We start from the raw sequence: 21,132 nt of genomic DNA, 5'->3' as shown, positions 1-21,132 counted from the left end.
TACGTCCCCATTCGGCGATATTGAAACTCTTTATCCGATTTTCAGACGGGATACTGCATCCGTACGGTCACCAAAGGTAGCGGCCCCCTTGCTGCGTGCACAGGCTCTGCCCCGTCACCATCACCGTCCGGCGCACCGTCAGACACCGGACCGTCCGATCGAAGGGAATCGTCATGAGGCGCTGTCCACCCACCAACGGACGCGAGCGAAGACGCCATGGACCGGTCGGGCTCCGCGGCCGCCTCACCCGGACCGCGCTGCCCCTCCTCCTCGCGTTCGCGGCGGCGTCCGCCTCCTTCGCCGCGCCCGCAGCGGCACAGACCACCCATCGCACCGCGCACGCCACGACCGCCGACGGCCCGGTCGGTGACACCCCGGCCGGCAGCGGCCAGAGCCGGCGCAGCGGCCGTCAGCAGCCCGTCACCCTCGCGAAGACCGGCACCGACCTCGCCACCGGCAGCACCACCCGGACCGCCCACGGCGACACCGTCCGCTGGGTGGTCTCCGCCACCAACCCGGACGGCGCACCGGTCAGCACCACGGTCACCGACAAGATCCAGGGCGGCCCGGGCAGCACACCTCAGACCCAGTCCTACGTGCCCGGTTCGCTCCAGGTACCCCCCGGCTTCAACAAGCAGTGGTCCACCGACGGCGGTGCGACCTTCTCCGGCACCGACCAGGGCGCCGCCACCAACGCCGTCCAGGCGACCAACCCGATGCTCGCCTCCCCGGCGACCGGTCAGGTGGTCCAGATCCCGCCGCCGTTCACCCCGATCAACACCGCCACCGGCGGCGACGGCTTCACCCCCATCCTCTACACCGCCACGATCAACGGCGTCCCCACGCCCGAGATCTGGAACATCTACCACCACGGGTTCTCCAACACGGCCAGTGTGGTCTGCACCGACCAGCTCACCAACGGCCCCTGTCCGACGCCGAGCGGGGCCCCCGCCACCTGGCCCCAGGCACTGAACTCCTCCGTGGCCGGAGCGACCACCGGTGACCTCGGCAGCACCCGCACCCCGACCTACGTCCTGCTCGGCTCCAAGCTCTACTACGCCGCGATCAGCCGGACCACCCTCGGGGTGATCGGCGTCGGCTGCATCGACCTCCAGGCCCAGTCCAGCTGCGGCTTCACCGCCCTCCAGACCGGCACCGGGCTGGTCGTGGGCGGTGTCGTCCAGGCACCGAACCAGCTGATCCACGCCGTCTCCGGCACCGGCGAGATCCTCTGCTACGACCCCGTCGCCAACGCCTCCTGCGGGACCTTCGGCATCGGCCTGCCGCCCAACGAGGGACAGGTCGCCTTCAGCGGCGACTACGCCGGCATCATGCGGGTCATCGACGGCAAGATCTACGTCACCGACAACACCCCGGCCCCGCTGCCGACGGTGATGTCCTGCTTCGACCCGTCGACGAACGCCGCCTGCACCGGCTGGGCCACCCCCAAAACCGTGGTCACCCCGGTCGGCGGCGCCCCCGCCCGGGCCGACAACGTCTTCGAGATGTACGACCCGGCGGGCACCGTCACCGGCGTCTGCACGGCGGTCGGCGGCGTCTACCAGGAGGTCAACCCGCCGGTCGGCACCGTCGTCTGCTTCGACCTGACGGGCAACCCCGTCGCCGCACCCCCAGGACTCCAGACCCTGCTCAGCACCAACGTCGCCCCCGGCGAGGCCAACTTCCAGGTGCCGCTGACCATCACCGCCCCCAACGGACACCTGGAGACCGAGTTCCCGCTCTGGATCTACCAGGGCACCACACCGACCCTCAACAGCACCGAGTACTGCTACGACTGGAACACCCAGGCCCCCTGCACCCAGTACGGCACCAACGGCGTCGTCAACGGCCCGCCCAACGTCAACGGCGGCAACACCAGCCCGTACGGCTTCGCCTACGACGGCCAGTGCAAGTACAGCCTCGGCGACACCGGCTACCTGTTCTCGATCGACCCGGTCACCGGAGCCTCGCCCTGCCTGAAGACCAAGGCCCAGGGCACCATCAACCCCTCCGCGTACTACTGCGACGGAGCCACCGGGCACATCAGGTCCTACGGAACGGTCAGCCTCCTCGGAATCGACCCCACGACCGTCGACTTCGCCCACTCCTCGGTGACCGTGCTCGCAGCCGACGGAACGACCATCGGCACCTTCCCGTTCGACCCCGCCACCGGAACGGCGGACATCTCGTCCGTCCCGACCGGCGACTCGCCGATCCAGGTGATCGCCAACCTCACCCTGATCAACGGATCGTCCTTCACCCCCGACAACCACCCGCGGATGCAGGTGACCTTCGTCGGCGACGCACCGCAGATCTGCTTCGAGACCACGGTCGCGACCGACTGCTCCGTCACCGCCGTCTCCAACCAGGCGTCCGCCGTCACCAACGGCCAGCCGCCCGTCACCTCCAACACCGTCACCCTCCAGGTGACCCCCGGCGCCCAGTGCACGCCGATGCTGACGATCGACAAGGAGGTCTGCACCTCCACCAACCCGGCCGACTGCGGCCAGAACGGTCCTGGCCCGTGGGCCAAAACCGCCAGCGTCGCACAGGGTGCCACCGCCTACTGGCGCATCACCGTCACCAACACCGGCACCGTCAACATCACCGGAATCACCCTCACCGACCCCGTCACACCCTCCTGCGCCACCACCGCCGGCAGCTTCGACCTCGCGGCCGGCGCCACCCAGCACTTCTCCTGCAACCTCCCCGGCATCACCCGGACCACCACCAACGCCGTCACCGCCACCTTCCCCGGCCCCGGCGGCACCCCCGTCACCACGCCCCCCTCCGAAGCCACGGTGAGCGTCAGCGGCACCGGCGTCCCGTCGCTGAGCGTCGACAAAGAGGTCTGCCAGTCCGACAACGCCGCCGACTGCGGCGCGGGCGGCGCCGGGCCGTGGGGCAAGGAGGCGACCCTGCACAAGGGGAACGCACCCGAGGAACTCTGCGCCCCGGACAAGTGCCAGGCCTTCTGGCGGATCACGGTCACCAACACCGGCACCGTGGACCTGACCGGCATCACCCTGAACGACTCCCAGGAGCCGGCCTGCGTGGTGGCGGCCGGCACGTTCGACCTGGCGGCAGGGCAGACCAGGACGTTCTACTGCCACAGCCTGATCAGCGAGGACACCGTCAACACGGTCACCGCCTCCTACATCCCGCCGGGCTCCCCGGCGGGGACCGCACCGGTGACCACTCCACCGTCCTCCGCCCTCGCCCGCTGCGAACCACCGTGCGAGAAGGACAAGTGCCACCACCCCAAGCCCGGCCACGGGTCGCACGACGGCAAGCCCTGGACCGGCAACCCGTACCTCCAGCCCGACATCGGGGCCTGGCCGTCCACCCTCCCCTACCTCACCACCGATCCGTCGATGACCGACCTCGATTGGCTGCTGCCCATCCTGGTCGAGGCGGGCGGGGCAATGCGCTGACCCCGAACCGGCCCTGACGGGCCGAAGGGCGGTGGGCGGGTACGTTTCTCTTCCCCGGCCACCGCGTGAACCGGGACCTCCCGCGCCCGCCGCCCGGGGACCCGAAGCCCGCACCACCGAGAGGAACGAGCACCCCTGTGGGATCCGCCTTCTACGTCAGCCCCGACCGCGCTCAGGCCGGACCATGGGCCTTCACCGGCGAGCAGGTGGAGGACTGCGTCCGGCGGCACTGGCCGCACGCCGCGATGAGCCGCGCGTTCGAGAACTTCCTGGAGATCGACGCGGAGATCCAACCCGGCCGCCTGGCGGAACTGTCGTTCAACCTGCGGCAAGGCACGTTCTCCTTCGAGGACCGGGAGCCGCACTCCGGACCCCTGACCGTCATCCACACGGTGCTGCACACCCTCGCGCCCGAGGTCCCCGTCGTCCGGTGGATCGACTACGACACGGATCTCCGGCCCCTCGACCTGGCCGGAGGCCTCGAAGCGTTCATCGACAGCTTCCCGGCACGGCCGTAGTACGGGCGCGCGGTTCGGCCGGCGCTGCCGACCGCTGTCGGTGGTCTGTCGATGGGGCGCAGGTTCTCCGCCTGTGACCGGTGCGGTGAGCCGGGGCTCCGATGTCGGCGGCGAGCACTATTGTCCGTGCTCGCCGTCGACGGAAGAACCAGGAGAACCATGAACGCCCAGGTGGACTGGTCGTCAGTCCGGGAACGCGTCATGGCGGTGGAGGAGGCCGAGCGTCGGACCCGTGGCCTCGGACCGTCCCGGTACCCGGTGTTCGAACCCGCCCTGACCCCCGCCGACGTCGCCGAGGTCGAGACCCAGTTCGGCGTCGCACTCCCCGACGAGTACCGCACATTCCTGGTGGAGGTCGGGGCCGGCGGTCCCGGACCGGCGCTCCACCTCACCTCGCTGCGCCGGATCGACGGGACATGGGGATGGGTCCGGGACGACGACGAAGACCAACCCTGGCTGCTGGACCCCAGCGGGCCGTTCGTCGAGACGGAGGGCTGGGCCGACCGGCAGACCGCGACCCTTCGCGCCGCCGGGTATGGACCCGCCGCCCGGGACGGGGACACCAACCGCCTGGACGACTACCGCGAGGTCTTCGGCGACGCCGGCGACGAGATCTGGCACGTGGAACGCGGCCGGGGCGCGATCCACATCAGCGACAACGGGTGCGGGATGACCGGCTGGCTCGTCGTCGTCGGCCCTCACCGCGGGGAGCTCCGCGACCGGGACTGTGCGGTCGACCCGCCCTTCGAGCCGTGCGTCGACGCGCGGGGGAACCGCCACACCTTCGCCACCTGGTACCTCGACTGGCTGGAGCGACGCGAAGCGGCAACCCGGTGAACGGGCGCGGCGAGGCGGACACCGGGCGCGACGCGTCCGGATCGGGCGGCAATCCTCGTGCACCGCGCCGCCACATCCCGCCGCGACGGGCCGGACGCGGGCGCCCTCGGCCGGCCCACCACCCGAACGGAGCGCCCGAAAGCCCTGCCCTGGCCGGATCCCGATGGTCCCGCTCCGGCTTCTCCCCCGCCGGGGCGCGGGCACGACGGGCGGAGCGGACCGGGCAGACGGCGTGAAGGCCGGATGAAGGATCCGTCGGCAGTCGCCGGGGGCGTGGAGTTGCCCTCTTCACGGGGACGGGGACGAACCGTTCCCCGTCGCACCGCATCGCGGCCGGCGCGCCGGCCGGGCCCGGCAAGGTTTCAGGGGCGTACGCATGGGGCGAGAGCGGGCACCGCGGCGCCCCGGCGAGGTGCGGCCGGCGCCGACGACTGAGCTGGCGAGTGGGCCAGCGGGTGGGTTGACGGGTGAGCCGATGAGCGGCCCGGCCGGCGGTCCCGCGCCCGGGACCGCCCTCGACGTGATCCTCTACCACTACCAGCCCGTCAAGGCGCGCGCCCTGCGCGAGGCCGTCCTGCCGCTCGCGCGCCGGGCGACGGAGCAGGGGCTGCGCACCCACGTCGAACGGCACTGGCGGTTCGGGCCGCACCTGCGGCTGCGCCTGGAGGGGCCCGCCGAGCGGGTGGCCGCCGTGGCGGAGGAGTCCGCCCGGGCGCTGCGGACGTGGGCGGCCGCGCACCCGTCCGTCGCCGACCGCACGCGGGAACAGCCGCTCGCCGAGGCCGCCGTCGCCGGGCGGGCCGAGCTGATCGCCCCGCCGTACGGCCCGCTGGTGCCGGACAACACCGTCCGGGTGGCGCCCGTCGACCCGGCCGCGACGGCCGACCTGCACGCGCTGCTCGGGGCCGAACCCGCGGCGCTGCGCGACGAGTTGATGCGCGCCGGGCTGCCCGCGACCACCTCGGCCTGCACGTTCCTCGGGGAGCACGGCGACACCGCGCAGGCCCGGGTGCGGCTGGTGCTCACGGCGCTGGCGGCGCACGCGAGCACTCATCCGGACGGGCTGGTCGGCGGGCACTACTCCTTCCTCTCCCATCTGGAGGACTTCCTCGTCCACGAGGACCCGGACGGCCGGGTACGAGCGGCCTTCGACCAGCGCTGGGAGCGCGGCGGCCCCGCCGCCGCGGAGCTGGTCCGCCGGGTGGCGGCCGGGGACACCCGGGGCTGGGAGCAGGACTGGGTGCGCTGGTCGGCCACGGCCTGGGACCGGGCCGAGCGGCTGCTGGCGGCCGGGGCCGACCTCTCCGGCCGCGGCGAGGAGTACCGGGCCCGCGCCACCGCCCTCGGCGACCCGGCCACCGCCGAACGCTGGGACTTCGAACTGCGCACCCGCTACAGCGAGTTCCACCGGATGCTGACCCGTAGCGACCCCGACGGCACGCTGTTCGACCGCACCCACTACCTGATCTACCGGACCGGCACCAACGCCCTGTACCGGCTCTTCGCGATCTGCGACGTCCGGCCGGTGGAGCGCTACCTGGCCGCCCACCTCCTCGTGCGCAGCGTCCCCGAACTCACCGGACACCGGTGGCAGGACTACATCGCCGGGGTGATCGCCATGGTCGAGGGGCTGGCATGACGGCCCCTCGACCTCGCAGTCGCCGCCCGCGCCCCGCCGGAGCGCCGGCGCCGCGACCCCTGCCTCCGCACTCAGCGGTGGTCGACGATGATGAAGATGCCCCAGCCGATCGCGGCGAGGACCACCGCGAAGCACACCGCGGCAACGGTCCAGCCGAGCGCCCCGGCGGCGCGGCGGGAGACCCCGGCCCCGTCGATCCCGACCGGTGGGTAGAGGGCTCGCACACCGACGGCGAACAGCGCGGGCAGGCCGGCGCCGGCGAGGAATCCGACCACGACGATCTTCCAGAGCGCGTCCAGATCGATCCAGGAGTTCACGGGGCCACCTCGTCGGCGGGCACGGGCTCCGGGTCGGGGATGACCGACCCGGTCCACGCGGCGTTGACGTTCTCCGGGGTGACCGCCGGGTGGCGGGACGCGACGAAGAAGGCGATCGAGGCCAGCACCAGAACGGCGAAGATGGTCACGACGCCCCCGGTGCCTCCGATCCCGTCGGCGACCCAGTAGGCCAGCGCCCCGACCAGTGCCGCCGCCGGGAGGGTGAGCACCCAGGCCACCACCATGCGGCGGGCGATGTTCCACCGTACGACCCCGCCCTTCTTGCCGACCCCCGACCCGAGGATCGACCCGGTGGCGACGTGGGTGGTGGAGAGCGAGTAGCCGAAGTCCGTGGAGGAGAGGATGACCGCGGCGGAGGCCGACTCGCTGGCCATCCCCTGCGGCGGTTCGATCTCCACCAGTCCCTTGCCCAGCGCCCTGATGACCCGCCAGCCGCCGATGTAGGTGCCCAGCGCGATGGCCGTGGCGCAGGAGGCGATCACCCAGTCCGGCGCCTTCGCCCCGGCGCTCAGGGTGCCGTTGGCGATCAGGGCCAGTGTGATGACGCCCATGGTCTTCTGCGCGTCGTTGGTGCCGTGGGCGAGCGAGACCATGCAGGCCGACCCGACCTGGCCGCTCCGGAAGCCCTGGGCGCGGGGGCCCTCGGAGACGTCGCGGGTGACGCGGTAGACGAGGTAGGTGCCGAGCGCGGCGACCGAGCCCGCGATGAACGGCGACAGGGCGGCCGGCACGATCACCTTGGCGACGAGGCCCTGCCACTTGACGGCCGAGGCCCCGGCGGCCGCCATGGTCGCCCCGACCACGCCGCCGATCAGCGCGTGCGAGGAACTCGACGGGATCCCGACGTACCAGGTCGTCAGGTTCCACAGGATGCTGCCCGTCAGGCCCGCCATGACCACGGTCAGCGTCACGTCCTGGCTCTGCACCAGACCGCTGGCGATCGTCGCGGCGACCGCCGTCGACAGGAAGGCGCCCACCAGGTTCAGCACCGCCGAGACGCCGACCGCGACACGCGGCGGGAGGGCGCCGGTGACGATCGAGGTCGCCATGGCGTTGCCGGTGTCGTGAAACCCGTTGGTGAAGTCGAAACCGAGCGCGGTGACCACCACCAGCGCCAGAACCACGTCATTGCCGGTCACACGTCCGAACCTAACCCGCCGACCGCCGCCGCCCCGGTTCCCCGCCACCCGTACGGGGCCGGCCGGTGGAGGACACCATCCGATCGGACCAGCACGCCGTGGAGCCCGGAGCGGAGCGCCCAGGACAGAACCACTACCCGGTCAATAATTGGATGTCGCCGACCGCTTTGGGGCTGATAGCGTCCCGGACGTGGCAAAGCTGAACCAGATCATCGCCGTTGAAAAGGGCGTCAAGTCCAAGTCCTTCCAGGAGCTGACGCAGGCCCACCAGGACCTCCAGAAGCCCGCACTGCTGGCCGGGATCTCCCGCGTCTACCAGCCCAAGGACGAGGAGGGCGAGCAGCTGCCGCCGGAGTCGACCCGGGTGCAGCTGAAGGCCGAGGACATCCTGCGGTCCACCGCGCAGACCCTCACCCGGCTCTTCGACGTGACGGCCACCAAGGACTGGGCCAACATCGGGGCCAGTGCCGATGTGGTGGTCGACGGCCAGGTGCTCCTCCCCCGGGTGCCGGTGCCGTACCTGCTCTTCCTGGAGAAGCAGCTCACCGACCTGTTCACCTTCGTGAAGAAGCTCCCGGTGCTGGACGCCTCCGAGTCCTGGAACCTCGACCCGTCCACCGACGCCTGGAAGACCGAGCCGGTGCGCACCATCCGGACCAAGAAGGTGCCGCGCAACCACGTCAAGGCCGAGGCCACCGAGAAGCACCCGGCCCAGGTCGAGGTCTACTACGAGGACATCGCGGTCGGCTACTGGACCACGGTCAAGTTCTCCGGCGCGCTGCCGGCCCGGCGGGTGAACGAGCTCGCCGAGCGGGTGGAGAAGCTCCAGCAGGCGGTCAAGTTCGCCCGCGAGGAGGCCAACGCGGTCGAGGTCACCGACCAGCGGGTCGGCGACGCCGTCTTCGGCTACCTCTTCCGGTAGCCCCATGATCGCCCGCCCGGGGAGCCGGGCGGGTGCACCGAGCGCGTCGAACACCCTGTCCGGGAGACCGGGCGGGTGCGCTGCACGGTGCGAAAAGCTGACACTGACGTTGAAGCTGACCAGGGTCACAGTGGAGGTTCGAGTCCTCCCCCCGGCACCACCGGCCGGGGTAGCCCAAGCAGGCAGAGGCAGACCCCGTGAATCTCAGACTCTCGCTCCAGTCTCAGCATTCGCCGCCGAACACCGGATCGACCGGGTGCGGACGAATATCGACGAATGCAGGTTCAAGTCCTGTCTGTGCCGCTCCGTGGCACGGTAGTTCAAAGGTAGAACGCGTCGATTTCAACCTGATCCGCGACCCTTAAACGTGCCGGTGTGCGCAATTGGGCGGCAAACAGGGGCCCGGGAGCTGGCTACGCTCCCGGGTCCTCTCGCGTTCCCGGGGCGCCGCCCCGGCAGGACCACCACTACGGCCGGCACACCCCGGCCCGCCGGCGGCGGAGTGCCGCGCGGAGGGCCAGACGGAGGCGGCCGGTGGTCGGGCGGCCGGCGAGGACGGCCTCGAAGCGGCGGTGATCGCGGACCGCACGGAGCACCGCGACGTCGTGGGTACCGGGGGCCGACGGGGCCGGCTCGGCGTGCTGGGCGGCCCGGTAGCTGTCGAAGAGGTGCTGCTGCAGTGCGTTCATGCGCCCACCGTGCACCCCGGCGGCCCCACAAGTCCCGTCGATTGACGGCCCCCGTCAAATGACGGGACGACTCCCCCCGCCCGACCCGGCGCCGCGGCGGCCAGGCACCATGGAGGGGTGAGCGTGACCATTGACATCACCGGGCTGCCGCACGAGCGGATCACCTTCTGCCCCTCGCCCCTGGCCGAACTGAGCAACGCGCTGCACGCGCTGGCCGAGCCCGCTCACCACTCCCGGCTGCACGCGTGGACGACGACGACCTCCGCCGCACTCAAGCCGGAACTGGCCGACCGGCTGCTCGAAGCCGACTTCATGTGGCGGTCGACGCGCTCCGACTTCCTGATGCCGGTCCGGCCCCGGGAGACCCTCACCGAGGAGCTGGACGACCTCGACCGCATGGACGACGAGAAGTTCGTCGGCGCGGCCCTGGAGATCTCGTGCAGCATCAGCCACTACCCCAAGGGCCTGCCGTCGCCCCTGGTCGACGCGTGGTCGCGGCGCCGCGCGCTCGACCTGGCGGCGGCGCGCGGCCCGCGCCAGGCGGCCTTCGTCGAGCGGATGCTCGCCGAACCCACCGCCACGCGCGCGTGGATCCGGCGCCTTCTGGAGGACTGCGACCAGGCGTTCTTCGCCGACACCTGGCGCCGGGTCCGCGTCCAGCTCGCCGCCGACGCCCAGCACAAGACCGAGCTGCTGCGCCGCAAGGGCCTGGCGGAGGCGCTCACGGCCGCGTCACCGGCGCTGAGCCTGGAGGAGGACGATCACGGCAGCCGCATCGTCGTCGACAAGCTCGTCCACGGCCGCACCGAGGCCCGCGGCGCCTCCCTCACCCTGATACCGACCGTCTTCGGCTGGCCGCACCTCTTCACCCTGTACGGGCCGGGCTGGCAGCCCGTGATCCAGTACCCGGCGGCCGCCCACGAGGTCGGCGGCACCGAGCCGGTGGAGACGGTCAAGCTGCGCCTGGACGCGCTGACCCACCCCCTGCGGATGAGCCTGTGCCGCAACCTCGCGCGCGGCGCGTACTCGACCAGCGAGCTGGCCGACGCCTACGGCATCACCGCCCCGGAGGTCTCCCGCCATCTCACCGTGCTGAAGAAGGCCGGGCTGGTCATCACACAGCGCCGGGGGCGCTACGTCCTCCACCAGCTCGACATCTCGGTCGTGGCCCGGCTCGGCAGCGACTTCCTGGAGTCCGTGCTGCGGTGAAATCGGCCGGGCGGCCGGGCGGCAGACGGGGGGCGGGGGCGGGACGCCGCGACGGGCGGATCGGCCCGGCAGCCCGTACCGCCACCACTCGCCCGCCCGTCCGCCCGCGCGTCAGGCCCAGGGCTCCCCCGGACGGGGTCCACCGCCGAGGACGAGCAGCGCCTCTCCCGTGGACAGGTCGCCCGGCCGCCGTGCCGACCTGCCGTAGTCACTCGCCGCGTTGCCGAGCGCCAGGAGGGCCTCCGAACTCGGCAGCGCGGCCCGGTCGGGACGGAGGCGGTCGGCCGCCAGCCGGGAGAGCCGGGCGATCGTCTCGCACGCGCGGACCGACACGTTGCGAAGGAACTCCGCGACGCGCCGGTCGTCGAGGAGGCGGCCCGCGGACTCGCCGGCCCGTTCGGCGAGCGTGTCCCAGACCCGGTAGACGGCGTCACGAACGGTGCGAAGCTGCTGCCACTCGGGGACGGCGCGAAGAGCGAGGGCGTGCCGGTCGACGGCGCGGAGTGCGGCGTTCACCGCCACCGCTCCGCTCCTCGTACCCATGTGCCCCGTGCCGTCGGCGGCCGGCGCTTCCGATGCGTCGGGGAGCGCGGCGACGTGCTGCCAGTGGACCTGGAGCACCTCCACGTCGGCCTCGAGAACCGCTCGCAGATCCCCGGCGGTGCTCCGCCCCTCGGGCACGGCCTCCTTCCAGGCCTCCGCCACCTCGTACAGCTGCGCTCTGAGGTCCGGCAGGTCGGCGCCTTCCGGGGCCTGCCGGCCCTCCGTCCGCAGTGGCGGCAACTCCGTCCCCCACAGGGGGAGTTCATCCCCGGCCAGCGTTTCGTCGACGGCTTCGACCGAGCCCTGGACCGCACTGGCGACCGACTCGCCGCGACCCGCTCCAGAACCGGCGGCAACGGTGTTCTCCGGTGAATTCACTGAGCGCATTCTCCAACTTCCGGACGACGAAGGGTCATGGCTGCCTCTCTGCCCTCGCACAGGAAGGAGTGTTCGACACGGGCAGCACTCCCGAGGCGCTGAACTCACCTGGTGTAACAGCTCTGTTGAGGGTTGTCGACCGATGCGACCGACGTGCCTGGGACTCCCGCTCCAAACCGCCCGCGGGGGTGTGATTCCGGCTTTTCCAGCCAAGTGGTTGCCGCCGGGACGCTTTCCCGACCATATGCCCGGATGGATCCCGTGACCGTGGGTGATGACCCTACTCGGCTCGGCGGGGATTGCCGGGCACCACCGGGCCCGGAAGGCTGGGAGCCCGGGGGAAGCACCCGGAACACCAGGAGTGCTCGCGCATGTCCCCGAACACGATCGCCGCCGTCGCCGGCCCCTGGTGCAGGCCGGGATCGACTCGATCTTCGTCACCCCGGACAGGTCCGCCGCCGTGAAACGTGCCGTGGCCGAGGCCGAGCAGGAGCGACCCGCCATCCGGAGCAGCCCCGCATGCCGGAGGCCCGGTGCCCGCCGAGACTGGGCACCGGGCTCCCGGCTTTCGGAAGGAGAGCGTGGTGGCGGTGTCACCGCTGTCGGCACCTGTCGATCTCAACCATCCCGGGCACTACGTCCACTGGGGAGTGGTGCAGATCTCGGTGGCGAACCTGATCGTGATCGGCGCGATGGTGCTGCTCTTCGTGGTCGCGCTGCTGCTGCCGTTCCCGAAGGGACGGCGCCGCGATGACTAGCTGGACGGGCGCGGTGCGGCGGTTCGCCGTCCGTCGGCTGCCTCCGGAGAAGCTGCTGCCGGACACTCAGCCGGCGTACATGGCCTCGTGGGTCTACCTCTTCGGTGTACTCACGGTGTCCTCGCTGGTGGTGGTGCTGGTCTCCGGCGGGATCCTGGCGCTGAAGGGCCCGGGGTGGTGGCATGTCTCCGCTGTCGGGAAGTACGTGAACAGCGTGCACCTGTGGAGCGCCGAGCTGTTCATGGCGTTCATGGTGATCCACTTGTGGGGCAAGTTCTTCATGGCCGCCTGGCGGGGGCGGCGGGCGCTGACCTGGGTGACCGGTGCGGTCACCTTCCTGGCCTCGATCGCCACGGCCTTCACCGGTTACGTGGTGCAGCAGAACTTCGACTCGCAGTGGATCTCCGGGCAGGCCAAGGACGCACTCAACGCCGTCGGGATCGGCGCCTGGTTCAACGTCCTGGACTTCGGCCAGATGCTGATGTGGCACATCGTGCTCTTCCCGCTCGTGCTGGTGCTGTTGACGGCCTGGCACATCCTGCTGGTGCGGACCCGCGGGATCGTGCCGCCGATCGACGCCGCGCCGGCGAAGGCGGCGCCGTGAGGCACACTGACACCCCCGAGTCGGGCGACTTCCCCACCCGCCCGTACGACCTGGTCAAGGAGTTCGCCATCGCCCTGGTGGTGGTCGCTCTGCTGAGCGCGGGCCTCGCCGCGCTGTTCTCCTCACCGGACGAGAAGCCGATCACCCTGGCGACCTGGTCGACCGCAGACCCGGCGGACTTCACAGCCACGGCGGTCGCCGAACTCGCGGGCACCAGCACCTCGGCAGGCTACGGCCCGCCCTACAATCACACCCCGGGCGCCGGGCAGAAGATCGGCCCGGTCGGACTGCAGGACGCCGCCGGGGTACGCATCCCGGTCGACCCGGCCGAGGACTTCGTGCTGCGTCCGCTGAGCCAGTCCCCCGGGCCCGCCGAGGTCACCGCCGCGCTCACGACCTGGAACACCGCCCCGGCCGACCTGCGGCAGTCCTGGAGTTCGGCCTACGCCGACGCGCTGAGCAAAGCCCCGGACGGCGATCCGGCCAAGGTTGCCCCCGGCGACTACGGCCCGGTACCGACACTCACAGCCCGGCTGCTGGCCCTCGCCCAGTCCGGTGCGCTGGACGGCCAGTTGCTGACCCAGGGACGCTTCTACCAGACCGACTACACCCGGCCGATGCTCTTCCTCGCCGACGGCTCCTACCTGTCGGACCAGGCGACCGCCCAGCATCTGACCGGCGGCCAGTGGGGCATGATGAACGAGACCGGCAGCTACCCGGGCCAGGCCTGGCTGTGGCTGTACACCTTCTGGTACCAGATCGACCCGTTCAAGACCTCGAAGAACGCGGACGCGGAGATCTGGGCGATCATGGCCGTACTCAGTCTGGCGCTGGTCCTGGTCCCCTTCATCCCGGGTCTCAGGTCCGTTCCCCGCTGGACTCGGGTGTTCCGGCTGGTCTGGCGCGACTACTACCGGAGCGAGCCCCGACCCGGCCGCGATACCCCTGGTCGGGGCGAGGCGCCGGGCTGACGGCCGCCCGCGGACGGTGACCGCCGGGCGGCGGATTCGGTCGGCGCGGACGGCGGACCGGCGATCGGGGACACCATGCGGCCGTCCTCGACGGGCACCCGCCCGGTAGACCCGAAGGAGGTGGCCAGCCGGTGCGCGAACGGAAGGGAGCCCATGCACCGGACGGTGCCGCATCCCCCGATCACCCGCATTTCGGTGGTCACGACCGCTCCTCCACGGCCCGCCGAACCTCCGCGACGACTCGCGGCACCGCGTCGGCGACGGCGGGGCTCAGCCCCTCGCCGATCGAGAAGTCCGCGCCCTCGACCGCGACGATCAGCAGTTCGCACGGCAGCTTGGCGAGCGCGGCCGCCAGGGCGACGGCGTGGCCAAGGCCCAGGCCGTGGGTGCCCCCCGCCGCCTCGCCGGCCGCGAGGACGTCGGCGGGCAGGTGATCGGCGTCGACGGTGACCCGGTGGATGCGACCGGGCCCGCCCGGATGGCCGCGCACGGCATCGACGACCACCGCAAGGTCCGCGCCCTCCCACAACTCCATCAGCCGGGTCGGCTCGCCGTCGCACAGGGCGAGCCGGTCGGCAGCGAGGTCCCCGGCCACCAGTTCGGCCAGGACGGCCACGGCGACGCCGTCGTCGTGGCGGTACTCGTTTCCGACGCCGATGACGACGACCCGCCCACCGGTCCGGCCGCCCGTCACCTCCGCTCCACGGTGAGGGCGAGGAAGTGCGCGGCGCAGGAGATGCAGGGGTCGTAGTTGCGGATCGCCTGCTCGCGCTGGCGGGTCAGCTCGGCATCGTCCAGGTGCAGTCGGGGCTGGATGAAGGCGCGGAGGTCGGCCTCGATCGCGGTCTGGTTCTGCGCGGTGGGCGGGACGATCACCGCCAGCCGGACGATCCCCTCCTCGTCGATGTCGTACCGGTGGTAGAGCAGCCCGCGCGGAGCCTCGGTCGCGCCGTAGCCAGTACCCGCACGCGGTGGAACGGGAACGGCCGGGGCGGGCGGCGGCTCGTACTGCTCGATGATCCGCTGAGCCTCGGCGACGGCCCACAGCACCTCGACCGCCCGGATCACGATGCTGCGGAAGGGGTTGTCGCAGTGCGGGCCGAGCCCGGCCTCGGCGGCCAGGGCTCGGATGCCGGCAGGCAGGCGCCCGCTGCCGAGGTTCCACCGGGCGAGCGGCCCGGTGAGGTGGGGCCGACCGTCGAGGGCGGCGTGCAGCGCGGTGGAGTGCGGCACCTGGTGCTCCCGGACCCGCTGCTCGAATTCCCGCAGCGCGAAGGTGCCGGCGAGGGCGGCGGTGGGCGTGCCCGAGTCGATGGCGTAGCCGTCGGGCTCGGTGAGAGCGAGCAGTTCGTGCCCGACGGTCAGTACCGGGAACTCGAACCCGGCGACCCAGCCGAGGGTGTCCTCGGCGTCCGTCCTGGCCTGGCGCAGCACTGTTGCCAGGTGGTCGAGTTCGGCACGGGTGGGGAGCCGGTGGAAGCCGCCGAGCCGGACGTTGACCGGATGGATGGCCCGCCCGCCGAGGACTTCGACGATCTCGTTGCCGGCCTTCTTCAGCCGCAGGCCGCGCCGCAACCGGGCCGCGTCCGTACGGGCGAGCGTCAGCGCGTCCGGAAGGCGCAGGAAGTCCGGGGCGTGCAGCAGGTAGATGTGCAGGGTGTGGCTCTCGATCCACTCGCCGCAGTACATCAGTCTGCGCAGCAACGCGAGTTGGCGGTCCAGGACGATCCCGCAGGCGTCCTCCACGGCACGGCAGGCGCTCATCTGGTACGCGACCGGGCAGATCCCGCAGATCCCGCAGATGCGGGCGGTGAGGTCGGGCGGCTCGGTGTAACCGCGGCCGCGCAGCAGCGCCTCGAAGTAGCGCGGGGGCTCGTAGATCTCCAGACGGACGGTTTCCACCTCGCCGCCGCGGACGGAGACGTGCAACGCTCCCTCGCCCTCGACGCGGGCCAGCGCACCGACGGCGAGGGTCCGTTGGGTGCGGTGGGTCATCCGCGGTCCTCCGTGGGCTGTCGGGCCGCCTCCGCAAAGCCGGGGGCCTCGGCGTTGAAGGTACGGCGGCGCCGGGCCTCGTCCGCGTCCGCCACGCCGTCGCGGCGCAGCAGCGGCATCAGGGCGCGGGTGCCGCCCGGGGTGGGCGGCCCGTGTACCTCCCCTGTCAGCCGCTTCCCGGGACTCCGCATGGGCCGGTCGGCCCCGCCTGAAGGCCATCGGGGCCCACCGGCCGGCGGCACGGGCCCGACCGGCCCTCCCCGGCCGCACGGCGGCGGCCGACGATGAGGGTGCTCAAGGCTTCGCACAGGGCCGGTGACGGCGCCGGCCCGGGCCGAAAGGAGAGCGCCATGAACGGCTTCGAAACCCGCCGCCCCGTGATCGTGGGTGTCGACCGCTCCGAGGCGAGCCGCTGGGCCGTGCGCTGGGCGGCGGACGAGGCCTCCGGGCGCGGCCTGCCGCTGCAGCCCCTGCACACCCAGGAGTGGCCGACCGGAGGCCCGGAGGGGGAAGCGGGCCACCGCCCGGCCATCGGCCTCCGGGCCGCCGGCGACGCGCTGCTGGACACCGCCCGACTGCTGGCCGCCGAACGGCACCCCGAACTGGAGATCACGCCGCGGCTGGCCGAGGGCCGGCCGGTCCGGGTGCTGCGCGAGGCTGCCGATGAGGCCGCGCAGCTTGTCCTCGGCATCCGCCGGCTGACCGAGGCGCACTCCGCGCTGCCGATCGGGTCCAAGGGGGCTTCCCTGGTCGGCCATCTGCCGTGTCCGATCGCCCTCGTCCCCGAGCCGCCCGAAGGCCTCTCCGGCCCCGGACCGGTCGTGGTCGGAGTGGACGGCTCGGAGGCCTCCCGGGCCGCGATCGGCTTCGCCTTCGAGGAGGCCGCACTCGCCGGAGCCGACGTCCAGGCCGTGGAGGTCCGGCGGCCCGCCGACGCCGCACGGCCGGACCTGGTCGAGGAGTCCCTGGTGGACCTGTCCGAGTCCCTGGCCGGCTGGCAGGAGAAGTACCCGGACATCCGGGTCCGGCACGAGGTGCTCACCGGCTCCCCCGCTCCGATGCTGGCCACCGTCGCCACCCGCGCCCGTTGCCTGGTCATCGGCAGCCGGGGCCTGGGCGGCTTCCGCGGCCTGCTGTTCGGCTCCACCGGCCGCGCGCTGGTGCACCGGTGCACGGTGCCGCTGGTGATCGTCCCGAACGCTGAACCGGCCCGAACCGGGAGGTCGACATGAGAACCGCGGACGACGGCCGGACGCACTCCCGCCCGGCCGACCCAGGCGACCTCGGACGCCGGGTCGCGCGACGACGTACGCAACTCAAACTCACCCGCGAGCTGGTGGCGGAGCGCGGAGGTCTGGCCCCGGGGTTCCTGGAGTACCTGGAGACCCACCCCGTCCCGGTCGGCATCAACACCCTCACCAGGCTCGCCGACGCCCTCGACACCACGGTCACCGACCTGCTCGGCGGCGGGCGGGAGGTTCCGCCCGGCCGGGCGCGCGCCAACGCTCGCGTACGAACCGAGGAATCGGAACCGGCGGCGTGCTGGGCCAAGCTCGGCCGCGGCGGCATCGGCCGGGTGATACTCACGGCACCGCGCGGTTTGGTGGCATTGCCCGTCAACTACCGCGTGCTGGACGCCACCATCCTGTACCGCACCGAAGCGGACGGCACCCTCGCCCGGGCGGAAGGCAGCGAGGTCGCCTTCGAGGTCGACCAGCTCGACGAGGTCTTCGCCACCGGCTGGAGCGTGCTGGTGAACGGCACCGTCTCGATCGTCTCCGACGAGGAGGCCGTGCGCCGGTTCGAACAGCACGCCGACCCCCGCCCCTGGGCGGGCGGCACCCGGGACACCTGGATGCGTATTCGACCCACGAGGATCAGCGGCCGGATCATCCGGCCCGACGGCCCCCCGATCATCGGGCCCGAGTAGAGAGGACCGGATCACACGATGACCTCGAAATCACATGTCCTCGTGATCGGCGGGGGATTCGCCGGCCTGGAGACGGCCTTCGGCCTCCGCCACCTGCTCGGCGACCGCGTCCGCATCTCTCTCGCCGCCGACCGCGAGGACTTCCTGTTCAAGCCCAACACCATCTACCTCCCGTTCGGCGCCGACGAGGCCCCGCTCCACATCCGCCTCCCCCGCCCGCTGTTCCGCCGCCGCATCGCCTTCCACCAAGGCGCGGTGGCCGAGGTCGACCCCGACTCACTGGCCGTCGAGTTCACCGACGGCACACGCCTGCGCGGCGACTTCCTTGTCCTCGCCACCGGCGCCGCGATGCACCCGCAGGAGGTACCGGGCCTCGCCGAGCACGCCCGATCCGTGTGGACACCCAGGCAGATGCGGTCACTGGGAAGGCATTTCCACGGTCTCAGGGACGCCGCCCAGGCCGGACAGCACCGGCAGGTGCTGTTCCTCGTCCCGCCGAACAACAAATGCGCCGGGCCGCTGTACGAAATCGCGCTGATGCTCGACACCTGGCTGCGCCGCGCCAAGCTCCGATCGCTCGTCCGCCTCACCTGGACCACCTGCGAGCCCGGCTACGTCCAGGCCTTCGGCCCGCGCCTCCACCAGGTGGTGGAGCACGAGTTCACGGCGCGGGGAATCAGAGGCCACACCTCCGCAGTGGTCGACAAGGTCGGCCATGACGAGGTCCGCTACGCCGACGGCACCGTCCGCCCGTACGACCTGCTCGTCACCTTCCCGCCCTACGTCGCCGCCGTCGACTACCCCGGGCTGCCCCACGACGACCGCGGCTTCCTTCAGACCCTCTCCGTCACCCGACAGGTCCACGGGCACCCACGGATCTACGCCCCGGGCGACGCCGGGGACTTCCCTGTCAAGCAGGCCTTCCTGGCCTTCCTCCAGGCCCACGCGGTGGCCGAGCACATCACCACGGTGGTCGACCCCGCGCTGCTCGCACGGCCGCGCCCGTTCGAGCCGATCAGCATGTGCGTGATGGAGATGCTCGACAAGGCGACGTTCGCCCAGGTGCCGCTGGAGGAAACCGGCGACCCCGCCCACCCCGTGCGCGTCGCGGCCGACGCCGGCGATCGCTACCGGGTCGGCACCTCCCCGCTCTGGCGGCTCGGCAAGAAAGCCCTCGGTCTGTATCTCCCCGTCCAGTTCCAAGCAGGCCGCCCGTTCCACAGCGGCCGGCCGTGGCAGGTCATGCAACTGGCCCTGAACGGCATGTCCCGCACGCTCGCGAGCGGATCCGCGTGACCTCGAGGCCGAGCAGGCCGATGGGGCCCACCGGCGGGCCGAACGGCCCTGCCGCCGCACGCCCGGCGGCGGTCTGCTGGACAGCAGAGGCCCGATCCACCGTGCGGGCCCTCGACCCCGGAGGCACGACCGTGCTGACCGACGACTCACGCACCACCACCCAGCAGCTGATGCACACCGCCTCCGGGCTCACCTTGGCGATGTCCCGCTTCACCCCGGAGGTCCTGCCGGACACCGACCGCGTCGGGCTCGACACCGCCTGCGAACCGCAGGACCGCCCGGCCCGGATCGCCTCGACGTCCATCGAGGTCACCGTTCCCGGCCTGCCGCCCGAGCGGGCACCCGGCCTTCTGGCGGTCGTGCGCCACTGCACGGTCAAGAACACCCTCGACAACCCACCCGACGGCTCGGTCTCCCCGAACGCCTCCGGAAAGGCCGGCACGTCATGAAAGCCGCAGACCTGATGACCGCACCACCGGTCACCGTCAGCATCACCACGACGGCCTTCGAGGCCGCCCAGCGAATGGAACAGGAGGCGGTCGGCTGCGTCCTCGTCACGGACGACGGCCGGCTGCGAGGCATCCTCACCGACCGCGATCTGACCCTCCGAGGGCTCGCCCACGGCCACCACCCCGGGCAGCCGGTCATGGACCTCATGACGGCCCCGGTCACCACCGTGAGCACCGACGACGACCTCGACAAGGCGTACCGCACGTTCCGCAGCGCCGACGTCCGCCGCCTGCCCGTCCTCGACGACGGCCGCCCGGTCGGCATGCTCACCGTCGACGACCTGCTGCGCGACGTCGTCCAGCGGCTCGTCGACCTCCTGATCCCGGTCTCCCACAGTGCCCTGCGGGAGGCCCCCACCACCCGGGTGAAACTGGTAGGCCCACCTACCAGCGCCCGACCACCCGACCACGAACGAGCCGCAACCCATCACGCTGGAGACCGTCATGGCCAGTGACCTGCTCAGAGGATTCCCCTTCGGCTACCGGTGGCCGTCCCTGCCGGAGTTCCTCGAGAACTTCCCCGTCGACCTCCGCATGCCCGTCGGTGAGCACATGATCCACATCGAGGACTCCGAGACCGACGGTGTCTACCAACTCAAGGCCGAGCTGCCCGGCGTCGACCCCGACCGGGACATCACGATCAGCGTCGACGACGGCATACTGACCATCCGGGCCGAACGCACCGAGGAGAAGAAGGACAAGCAGCGCTCCGAGTTCCGCTACGGCTCGTTCACCCGCAGCGTCCGGCTGCCCGCCGGTGTCCGCGAGGAGGACGTCACCGCCGTTTACGACAAGGGCGTCCTGACCGTCCGCGCACCGATCGGTGAGACCAGGAAGCCCACCCGCACGATCGAGATCACCCGAGGCGGTCGGCCCGACCGACCGGACAGCCCCGATCCCGCCCCGGCCCGGGAGGACTGGCCATGAGCACGAACACCACGACACCGATGCACACCAAGCGGTGGACCCTGCACCTCGACCTCTTCGAGCAGGGTGACACCACCAGGGCCCACGCTGTTCTCGACACCGGCGACAACACCTTGGAGTCCCGCACCACCGCCCACCGCAACCCGAACGACCCCGCCGTCCCCGAGATCGGCGACGAGTACGCCGCCGCCCGCGCCCTCATCGACCTCGGCCATCGGCTCCTTCGCGCCGGCCTCAGCGACTCGACCGCGAACGACCACTCCATCGCGGGCTGAGCAGGCCGGCCGAGTGCGCGACGCTCCGCGAACCACGGCAGCCCGAGATCACGCGGCAGGTGGGCGACTACGTCCTGTCGGGCCGCCCGCCGTCGCCCCCTCCTCCGCCGGGGTTCAGTGGCGGTCGCCGAGGGCGAAGAGCAGGATGACGAAGCCGGCGAACAGGTGGGTGCCGAGGATGTAGATCCCGGCCCGGATGAGCATGGCCTTGCGCCGGCTCT

Annotated in this window: 24 protein-coding genes; 16 read left to right on the top strand and 8 right to left on the bottom strand. The window is 71.9% G+C overall.

All coding sequences use genetic code 11. The features are described 5' to 3' along the window. The first annotated feature begins 173 nt into the window (after positions 1-173). From ACWGJO_RS27625 to ACWGJO_RS27610, 4 genes are all read left to right on the top strand, one after another. Complete coding sequence (locus tag ACWGJO_RS27625; protein ID WP_452187801.1) at positions 174-3,434, top strand: DUF7617 domain-containing protein; 3,261 nt, start codon at positions 174-176, stop codon at positions 3,432-3,434. 137 nt (positions 3,435-3,571) lie between these two features. After that, complete coding sequence (locus tag ACWGJO_RS27620) at positions 3,572-3,952, top strand: hypothetical protein (RefSeq protein WP_452187800.1); 381 nt, start codon at positions 3,572-3,574, stop codon at positions 3,950-3,952. A 159-nt stretch (positions 3,953-4,111) separates the two neighbouring features. Further along, entirely contained in the window at positions 4,112-4,789 is a 678-nt protein-coding gene (locus tag ACWGJO_RS27615; protein ID WP_452187798.1) for an SMI1/KNR4 family protein, read from the top strand. Between the two features lie 475 nt (positions 4,790-5,264). After that, entirely contained in the window at positions 5,265-6,428 is a 1,164-nt protein-coding gene (locus tag ACWGJO_RS27610; protein ID WP_452187796.1) for a lantibiotic dehydratase C-terminal domain-containing protein, read from the top strand. Positions 6,429-6,499: 71 nt separating this feature from the next. Here ACWGJO_RS27610 and ACWGJO_RS27605 read toward each other — a convergent pair whose 3' ends face one another. Beyond that, positions 6,500-6,745, bottom strand: a complete 246-nt coding sequence (locus tag ACWGJO_RS27605) for a hypothetical protein (RefSeq protein WP_452187794.1) — start codon at positions 6,743-6,745, stop codon at positions 6,500-6,502. Continuing rightward, positions 6,742-7,905: an anion permease gene (locus ACWGJO_RS27600; RefSeq protein WP_452187792.1), complete on the bottom strand. Its 1,164-nt coding sequence runs from the start codon at positions 7,903-7,905 to the stop codon at positions 6,742-6,744. The genes ACWGJO_RS27605 and ACWGJO_RS27600 overlap by 4 nt, the downstream gene beginning before the upstream one ends. 190 nt (positions 7,906-8,095) lie before the next feature. Between ACWGJO_RS27600 and ACWGJO_RS27595 the strand changes: the two genes are divergently transcribed. Next, positions 8,096-8,827, top strand: a complete 732-nt coding sequence (locus ACWGJO_RS27595) for a DUF7873 family protein (RefSeq protein WP_387729191.1) — start codon at positions 8,096-8,098, stop codon at positions 8,825-8,827. 467 nt (positions 8,828-9,294) lie between these two features. Here ACWGJO_RS27595 and ACWGJO_RS27590 read toward each other — a convergent pair whose 3' ends face one another. Continuing rightward, positions 9,295-9,516 (bottom strand): hypothetical protein, encoded by a 222-nt coding sequence (locus ACWGJO_RS27590; RefSeq protein ID WP_452187790.1) that lies wholly within the window; start codon positions 9,514-9,516, stop codon positions 9,295-9,297. 117 nt (positions 9,517-9,633) lie between these two features. Here ACWGJO_RS27590 and ACWGJO_RS27585 point away from each other — a divergent pair, with 117 nt between their 5' ends. Next, positions 9,634-10,725 carry a DUF5937 family protein gene (locus tag ACWGJO_RS27585; RefSeq protein WP_452187788.1) on the top strand — a complete coding sequence of 364 codons (1,092 nt, stop codon included), beginning with the start codon at positions 9,634-9,636 and terminating at the stop codon, positions 10,723-10,725. 111 nt (positions 10,726-10,836) lie between these two features. Here the strand turns inward: ACWGJO_RS27585 and ACWGJO_RS27580 are convergent, their stop codons facing one another. Continuing rightward, positions 10,837-11,646, bottom strand: coding sequence for a hypothetical protein (locus ACWGJO_RS27580; RefSeq protein WP_452187786.1), 810 nt, complete (start codon positions 11,644-11,646; stop codon positions 10,837-10,839). A 584-nt stretch (positions 11,647-12,230) separates the two neighbouring features. Between ACWGJO_RS27580 and ACWGJO_RS27575 the strand changes: the two genes are divergently transcribed. From ACWGJO_RS27575 to ACWGJO_RS27565, 3 genes are read left to right on the top strand one after another with little or no spacing between them, the layout of a single operon-like run. After that, the gene (locus ACWGJO_RS27575; RefSeq protein ID WP_452187784.1) at positions 12,231-12,404 is read left to right on the top strand and encodes a hypothetical protein; all 174 of its coding nucleotides are present in this window, start codon (positions 12,231-12,233) and stop codon (positions 12,402-12,404) included. Continuing rightward, the gene (locus ACWGJO_RS27570; protein WP_452187782.1) at positions 12,397-13,008 is read left to right on the top strand and encodes a cytochrome b N-terminal domain-containing protein; all 612 of its coding nucleotides are present in this window, start codon (positions 12,397-12,399) and stop codon (positions 13,006-13,008) included. Before ACWGJO_RS27575 ends, ACWGJO_RS27570 begins: the two co-directional genes overlap by 8 nt. Beyond that, complete coding sequence (locus tag ACWGJO_RS27565; RefSeq protein ID WP_452187780.1) at positions 13,005-13,979, top strand: hypothetical protein; 975 nt, start codon at positions 13,005-13,007, stop codon at positions 13,977-13,979. Before ACWGJO_RS27570 ends, ACWGJO_RS27565 begins: the two co-directional genes overlap by 4 nt. A 199-nt stretch (positions 13,980-14,178) precedes the next feature. On the opposite strand, the gene ACWGJO_RS27560 is transcribed toward ACWGJO_RS27565, so the two are convergent. Genes ACWGJO_RS27560 through ACWGJO_RS27550 form a run of 3 tightly spaced genes read right to left on the bottom strand, consistent with a single transcriptional unit; the run spans position 14,179 to position 16,093 of the window. Continuing rightward, positions 14,179-14,673, bottom strand: coding sequence for a hydrogenase maturation protease (locus ACWGJO_RS27560; protein ID WP_452187778.1), 495 nt, complete (start codon positions 14,671-14,673; stop codon positions 14,179-14,181). Beyond that, complete coding sequence (locus ACWGJO_RS27555) at positions 14,670-15,974, bottom strand: Ni/Fe hydrogenase subunit alpha (protein ID WP_452187776.1); 1,305 nt, start codon at positions 15,972-15,974, stop codon at positions 14,670-14,672. Before ACWGJO_RS27555 ends, ACWGJO_RS27560 begins: the two co-directional genes overlap by 4 nt. Next, positions 15,971-16,093, bottom strand: coding sequence for a hypothetical protein (locus ACWGJO_RS27550; RefSeq protein WP_452187774.1), 123 nt, complete (start codon positions 16,091-16,093; stop codon positions 15,971-15,973). The genes ACWGJO_RS27555 and ACWGJO_RS27550 overlap by 4 nt, the downstream gene beginning before the upstream one ends. Positions 16,094-16,324: 231 nt before the next feature. Here ACWGJO_RS27550 and ACWGJO_RS27545 point away from each other — a divergent pair, with 231 nt between their 5' ends. From ACWGJO_RS27545 to ACWGJO_RS27515, 7 genes are all read left to right on the top strand, one after another. Next, entirely contained in the window at positions 16,325-17,206 is an 882-nt protein-coding gene (locus ACWGJO_RS27545) for a universal stress protein (RefSeq protein ID WP_452187772.1), read from the top strand. Then, positions 17,203-17,904 carry a helix-turn-helix domain-containing protein gene (locus ACWGJO_RS27540; RefSeq protein ID WP_452187770.1) on the top strand — a complete coding sequence of 234 codons (702 nt, stop codon included), beginning with the start codon at positions 17,203-17,205 and terminating at the stop codon, positions 17,902-17,904. Before ACWGJO_RS27545 ends, ACWGJO_RS27540 begins: the two co-directional genes overlap by 4 nt. A gap of 18 nt (positions 17,905-17,922) precedes the next feature. Further along, complete coding sequence (locus tag ACWGJO_RS27535; RefSeq protein WP_452187768.1) at positions 17,923-19,200, top strand: NAD(P)/FAD-dependent oxidoreductase; 1,278 nt, start codon at positions 17,923-17,925, stop codon at positions 19,198-19,200. A 131-nt stretch (positions 19,201-19,331) separates the two neighbouring features. Then, a complete protein-coding gene (locus tag ACWGJO_RS27530) occupies positions 19,332-19,649 on the top strand; it encodes a hypothetical protein (protein WP_452187766.1) in 318 nt (105 codons plus the stop codon). Beyond that, complete coding sequence (locus tag ACWGJO_RS27525) at positions 19,646-20,164, top strand: CBS domain-containing protein (protein ID WP_452187764.1); 519 nt, start codon at positions 19,646-19,648, stop codon at positions 20,162-20,164. The genes ACWGJO_RS27530 and ACWGJO_RS27525 overlap by 4 nt, the downstream gene beginning before the upstream one ends. Continuing rightward, positions 20,154-20,636, top strand: coding sequence for an Hsp20/alpha crystallin family protein (locus ACWGJO_RS27520; RefSeq protein WP_452187762.1), 483 nt, complete (start codon positions 20,154-20,156; stop codon positions 20,634-20,636). Before ACWGJO_RS27525 ends, ACWGJO_RS27520 begins: the two co-directional genes overlap by 11 nt. After that, entirely contained in the window at positions 20,633-20,911 is a 279-nt protein-coding gene (locus tag ACWGJO_RS27515) for a dsRBD fold-containing protein (protein WP_452187760.1), read from the top strand. The genes ACWGJO_RS27520 and ACWGJO_RS27515 overlap by 4 nt, the downstream gene beginning before the upstream one ends. 114 nt (positions 20,912-21,025) lie before the next feature. On the opposite strand, the gene ACWGJO_RS27510 is transcribed toward ACWGJO_RS27515, so the two are convergent. Further along, entirely contained in the window at positions 21,026-21,115 is a 90-nt protein-coding gene (locus tag ACWGJO_RS27510) for a DUF6126 family protein (protein WP_452187832.1), read from the bottom strand. Positions 21,116-21,132: the final 17 nt, after the last annotated feature.

The sequence above is a fragment of the Kitasatospora sp. NPDC054795 genome (assembly GCF_053611565.1).
This window is presented reverse-complemented; position numbering and strand designations above follow the sequence as displayed.

Bases quoted from the DNA above. Each gene is read 5' to 3' on its own strand.
- ACWGJO_RS27625 (WP_452187801.1), top strand. From the start codon at position 174: ATGAGGCGCTGTCCACCCACCAACGGACGCGAGCGAAGACGCCATGGA.
- ACWGJO_RS27615 (WP_452187798.1), top strand. From the start codon at position 4,112: ATGAACGCCCAGGTGGACTGGTCGTCAGTCCGGGAACGCGTCATGGCG.
- ACWGJO_RS27610 (WP_452187796.1), top strand. From the start codon at position 5,265: ATGAGCGGCCCGGCCGGCGGTCCCGCGCCCGGGACCGCCCTCGACGTG.
- ACWGJO_RS27590 (WP_452187790.1), bottom strand. From the start codon at position 9,516: ATGAACGCACTGCAGCAGCACCTCTTCGACAGCTACCGGGCCGCCCAG.
- ACWGJO_RS27570 (WP_452187782.1), top strand. From the start codon at position 12,397: ATGACTAGCTGGACGGGCGCGGTGCGGCGGTTCGCCGTCCGTCGGCTG.
- ACWGJO_RS27555 (WP_452187776.1), bottom strand. From the start codon at position 15,974: ATGACCCACCGCACCCAACGGACCCTCGCCGTCGGTGCGCTGGCCCGC.
- ACWGJO_RS27550 (WP_452187774.1), bottom strand. From the start codon at position 16,093: ATGCCGCTGCTGCGCCGCGACGGCGTGGCGGACGCGGACGAGGCCCGG.
- ACWGJO_RS27545 (WP_452187772.1), top strand. From the start codon at position 16,325: ATGAACGGCTTCGAAACCCGCCGCCCCGTGATCGTGGGTGTCGACCGC.
- ACWGJO_RS27540 (WP_452187770.1), top strand. From the start codon at position 17,203: ATGAGAACCGCGGACGACGGCCGGACGCACTCCCGCCCGGCCGACCCA.
- ACWGJO_RS27535 (WP_452187768.1), top strand. From the start codon at position 17,923: ATGACCTCGAAATCACATGTCCTCGTGATCGGCGGGGGATTCGCCGGC.
- ACWGJO_RS27525 (WP_452187764.1), top strand. From the start codon at position 19,646: ATGAAAGCCGCAGACCTGATGACCGCACCACCGGTCACCGTCAGCATC.
- ACWGJO_RS27520 (WP_452187762.1), top strand. From the start codon at position 20,154: ATGGCCAGTGACCTGCTCAGAGGATTCCCCTTCGGCTACCGGTGGCCG.
- ACWGJO_RS27515 (WP_452187760.1), top strand. From the start codon at position 20,633: ATGAGCACGAACACCACGACACCGATGCACACCAAGCGGTGGACCCTG.
- ACWGJO_RS27510 (WP_452187832.1), bottom strand. From the start codon at position 21,115: ATGCTCATCCGGGCCGGGATCTACATCCTCGGCACCCACCTGTTCGCC.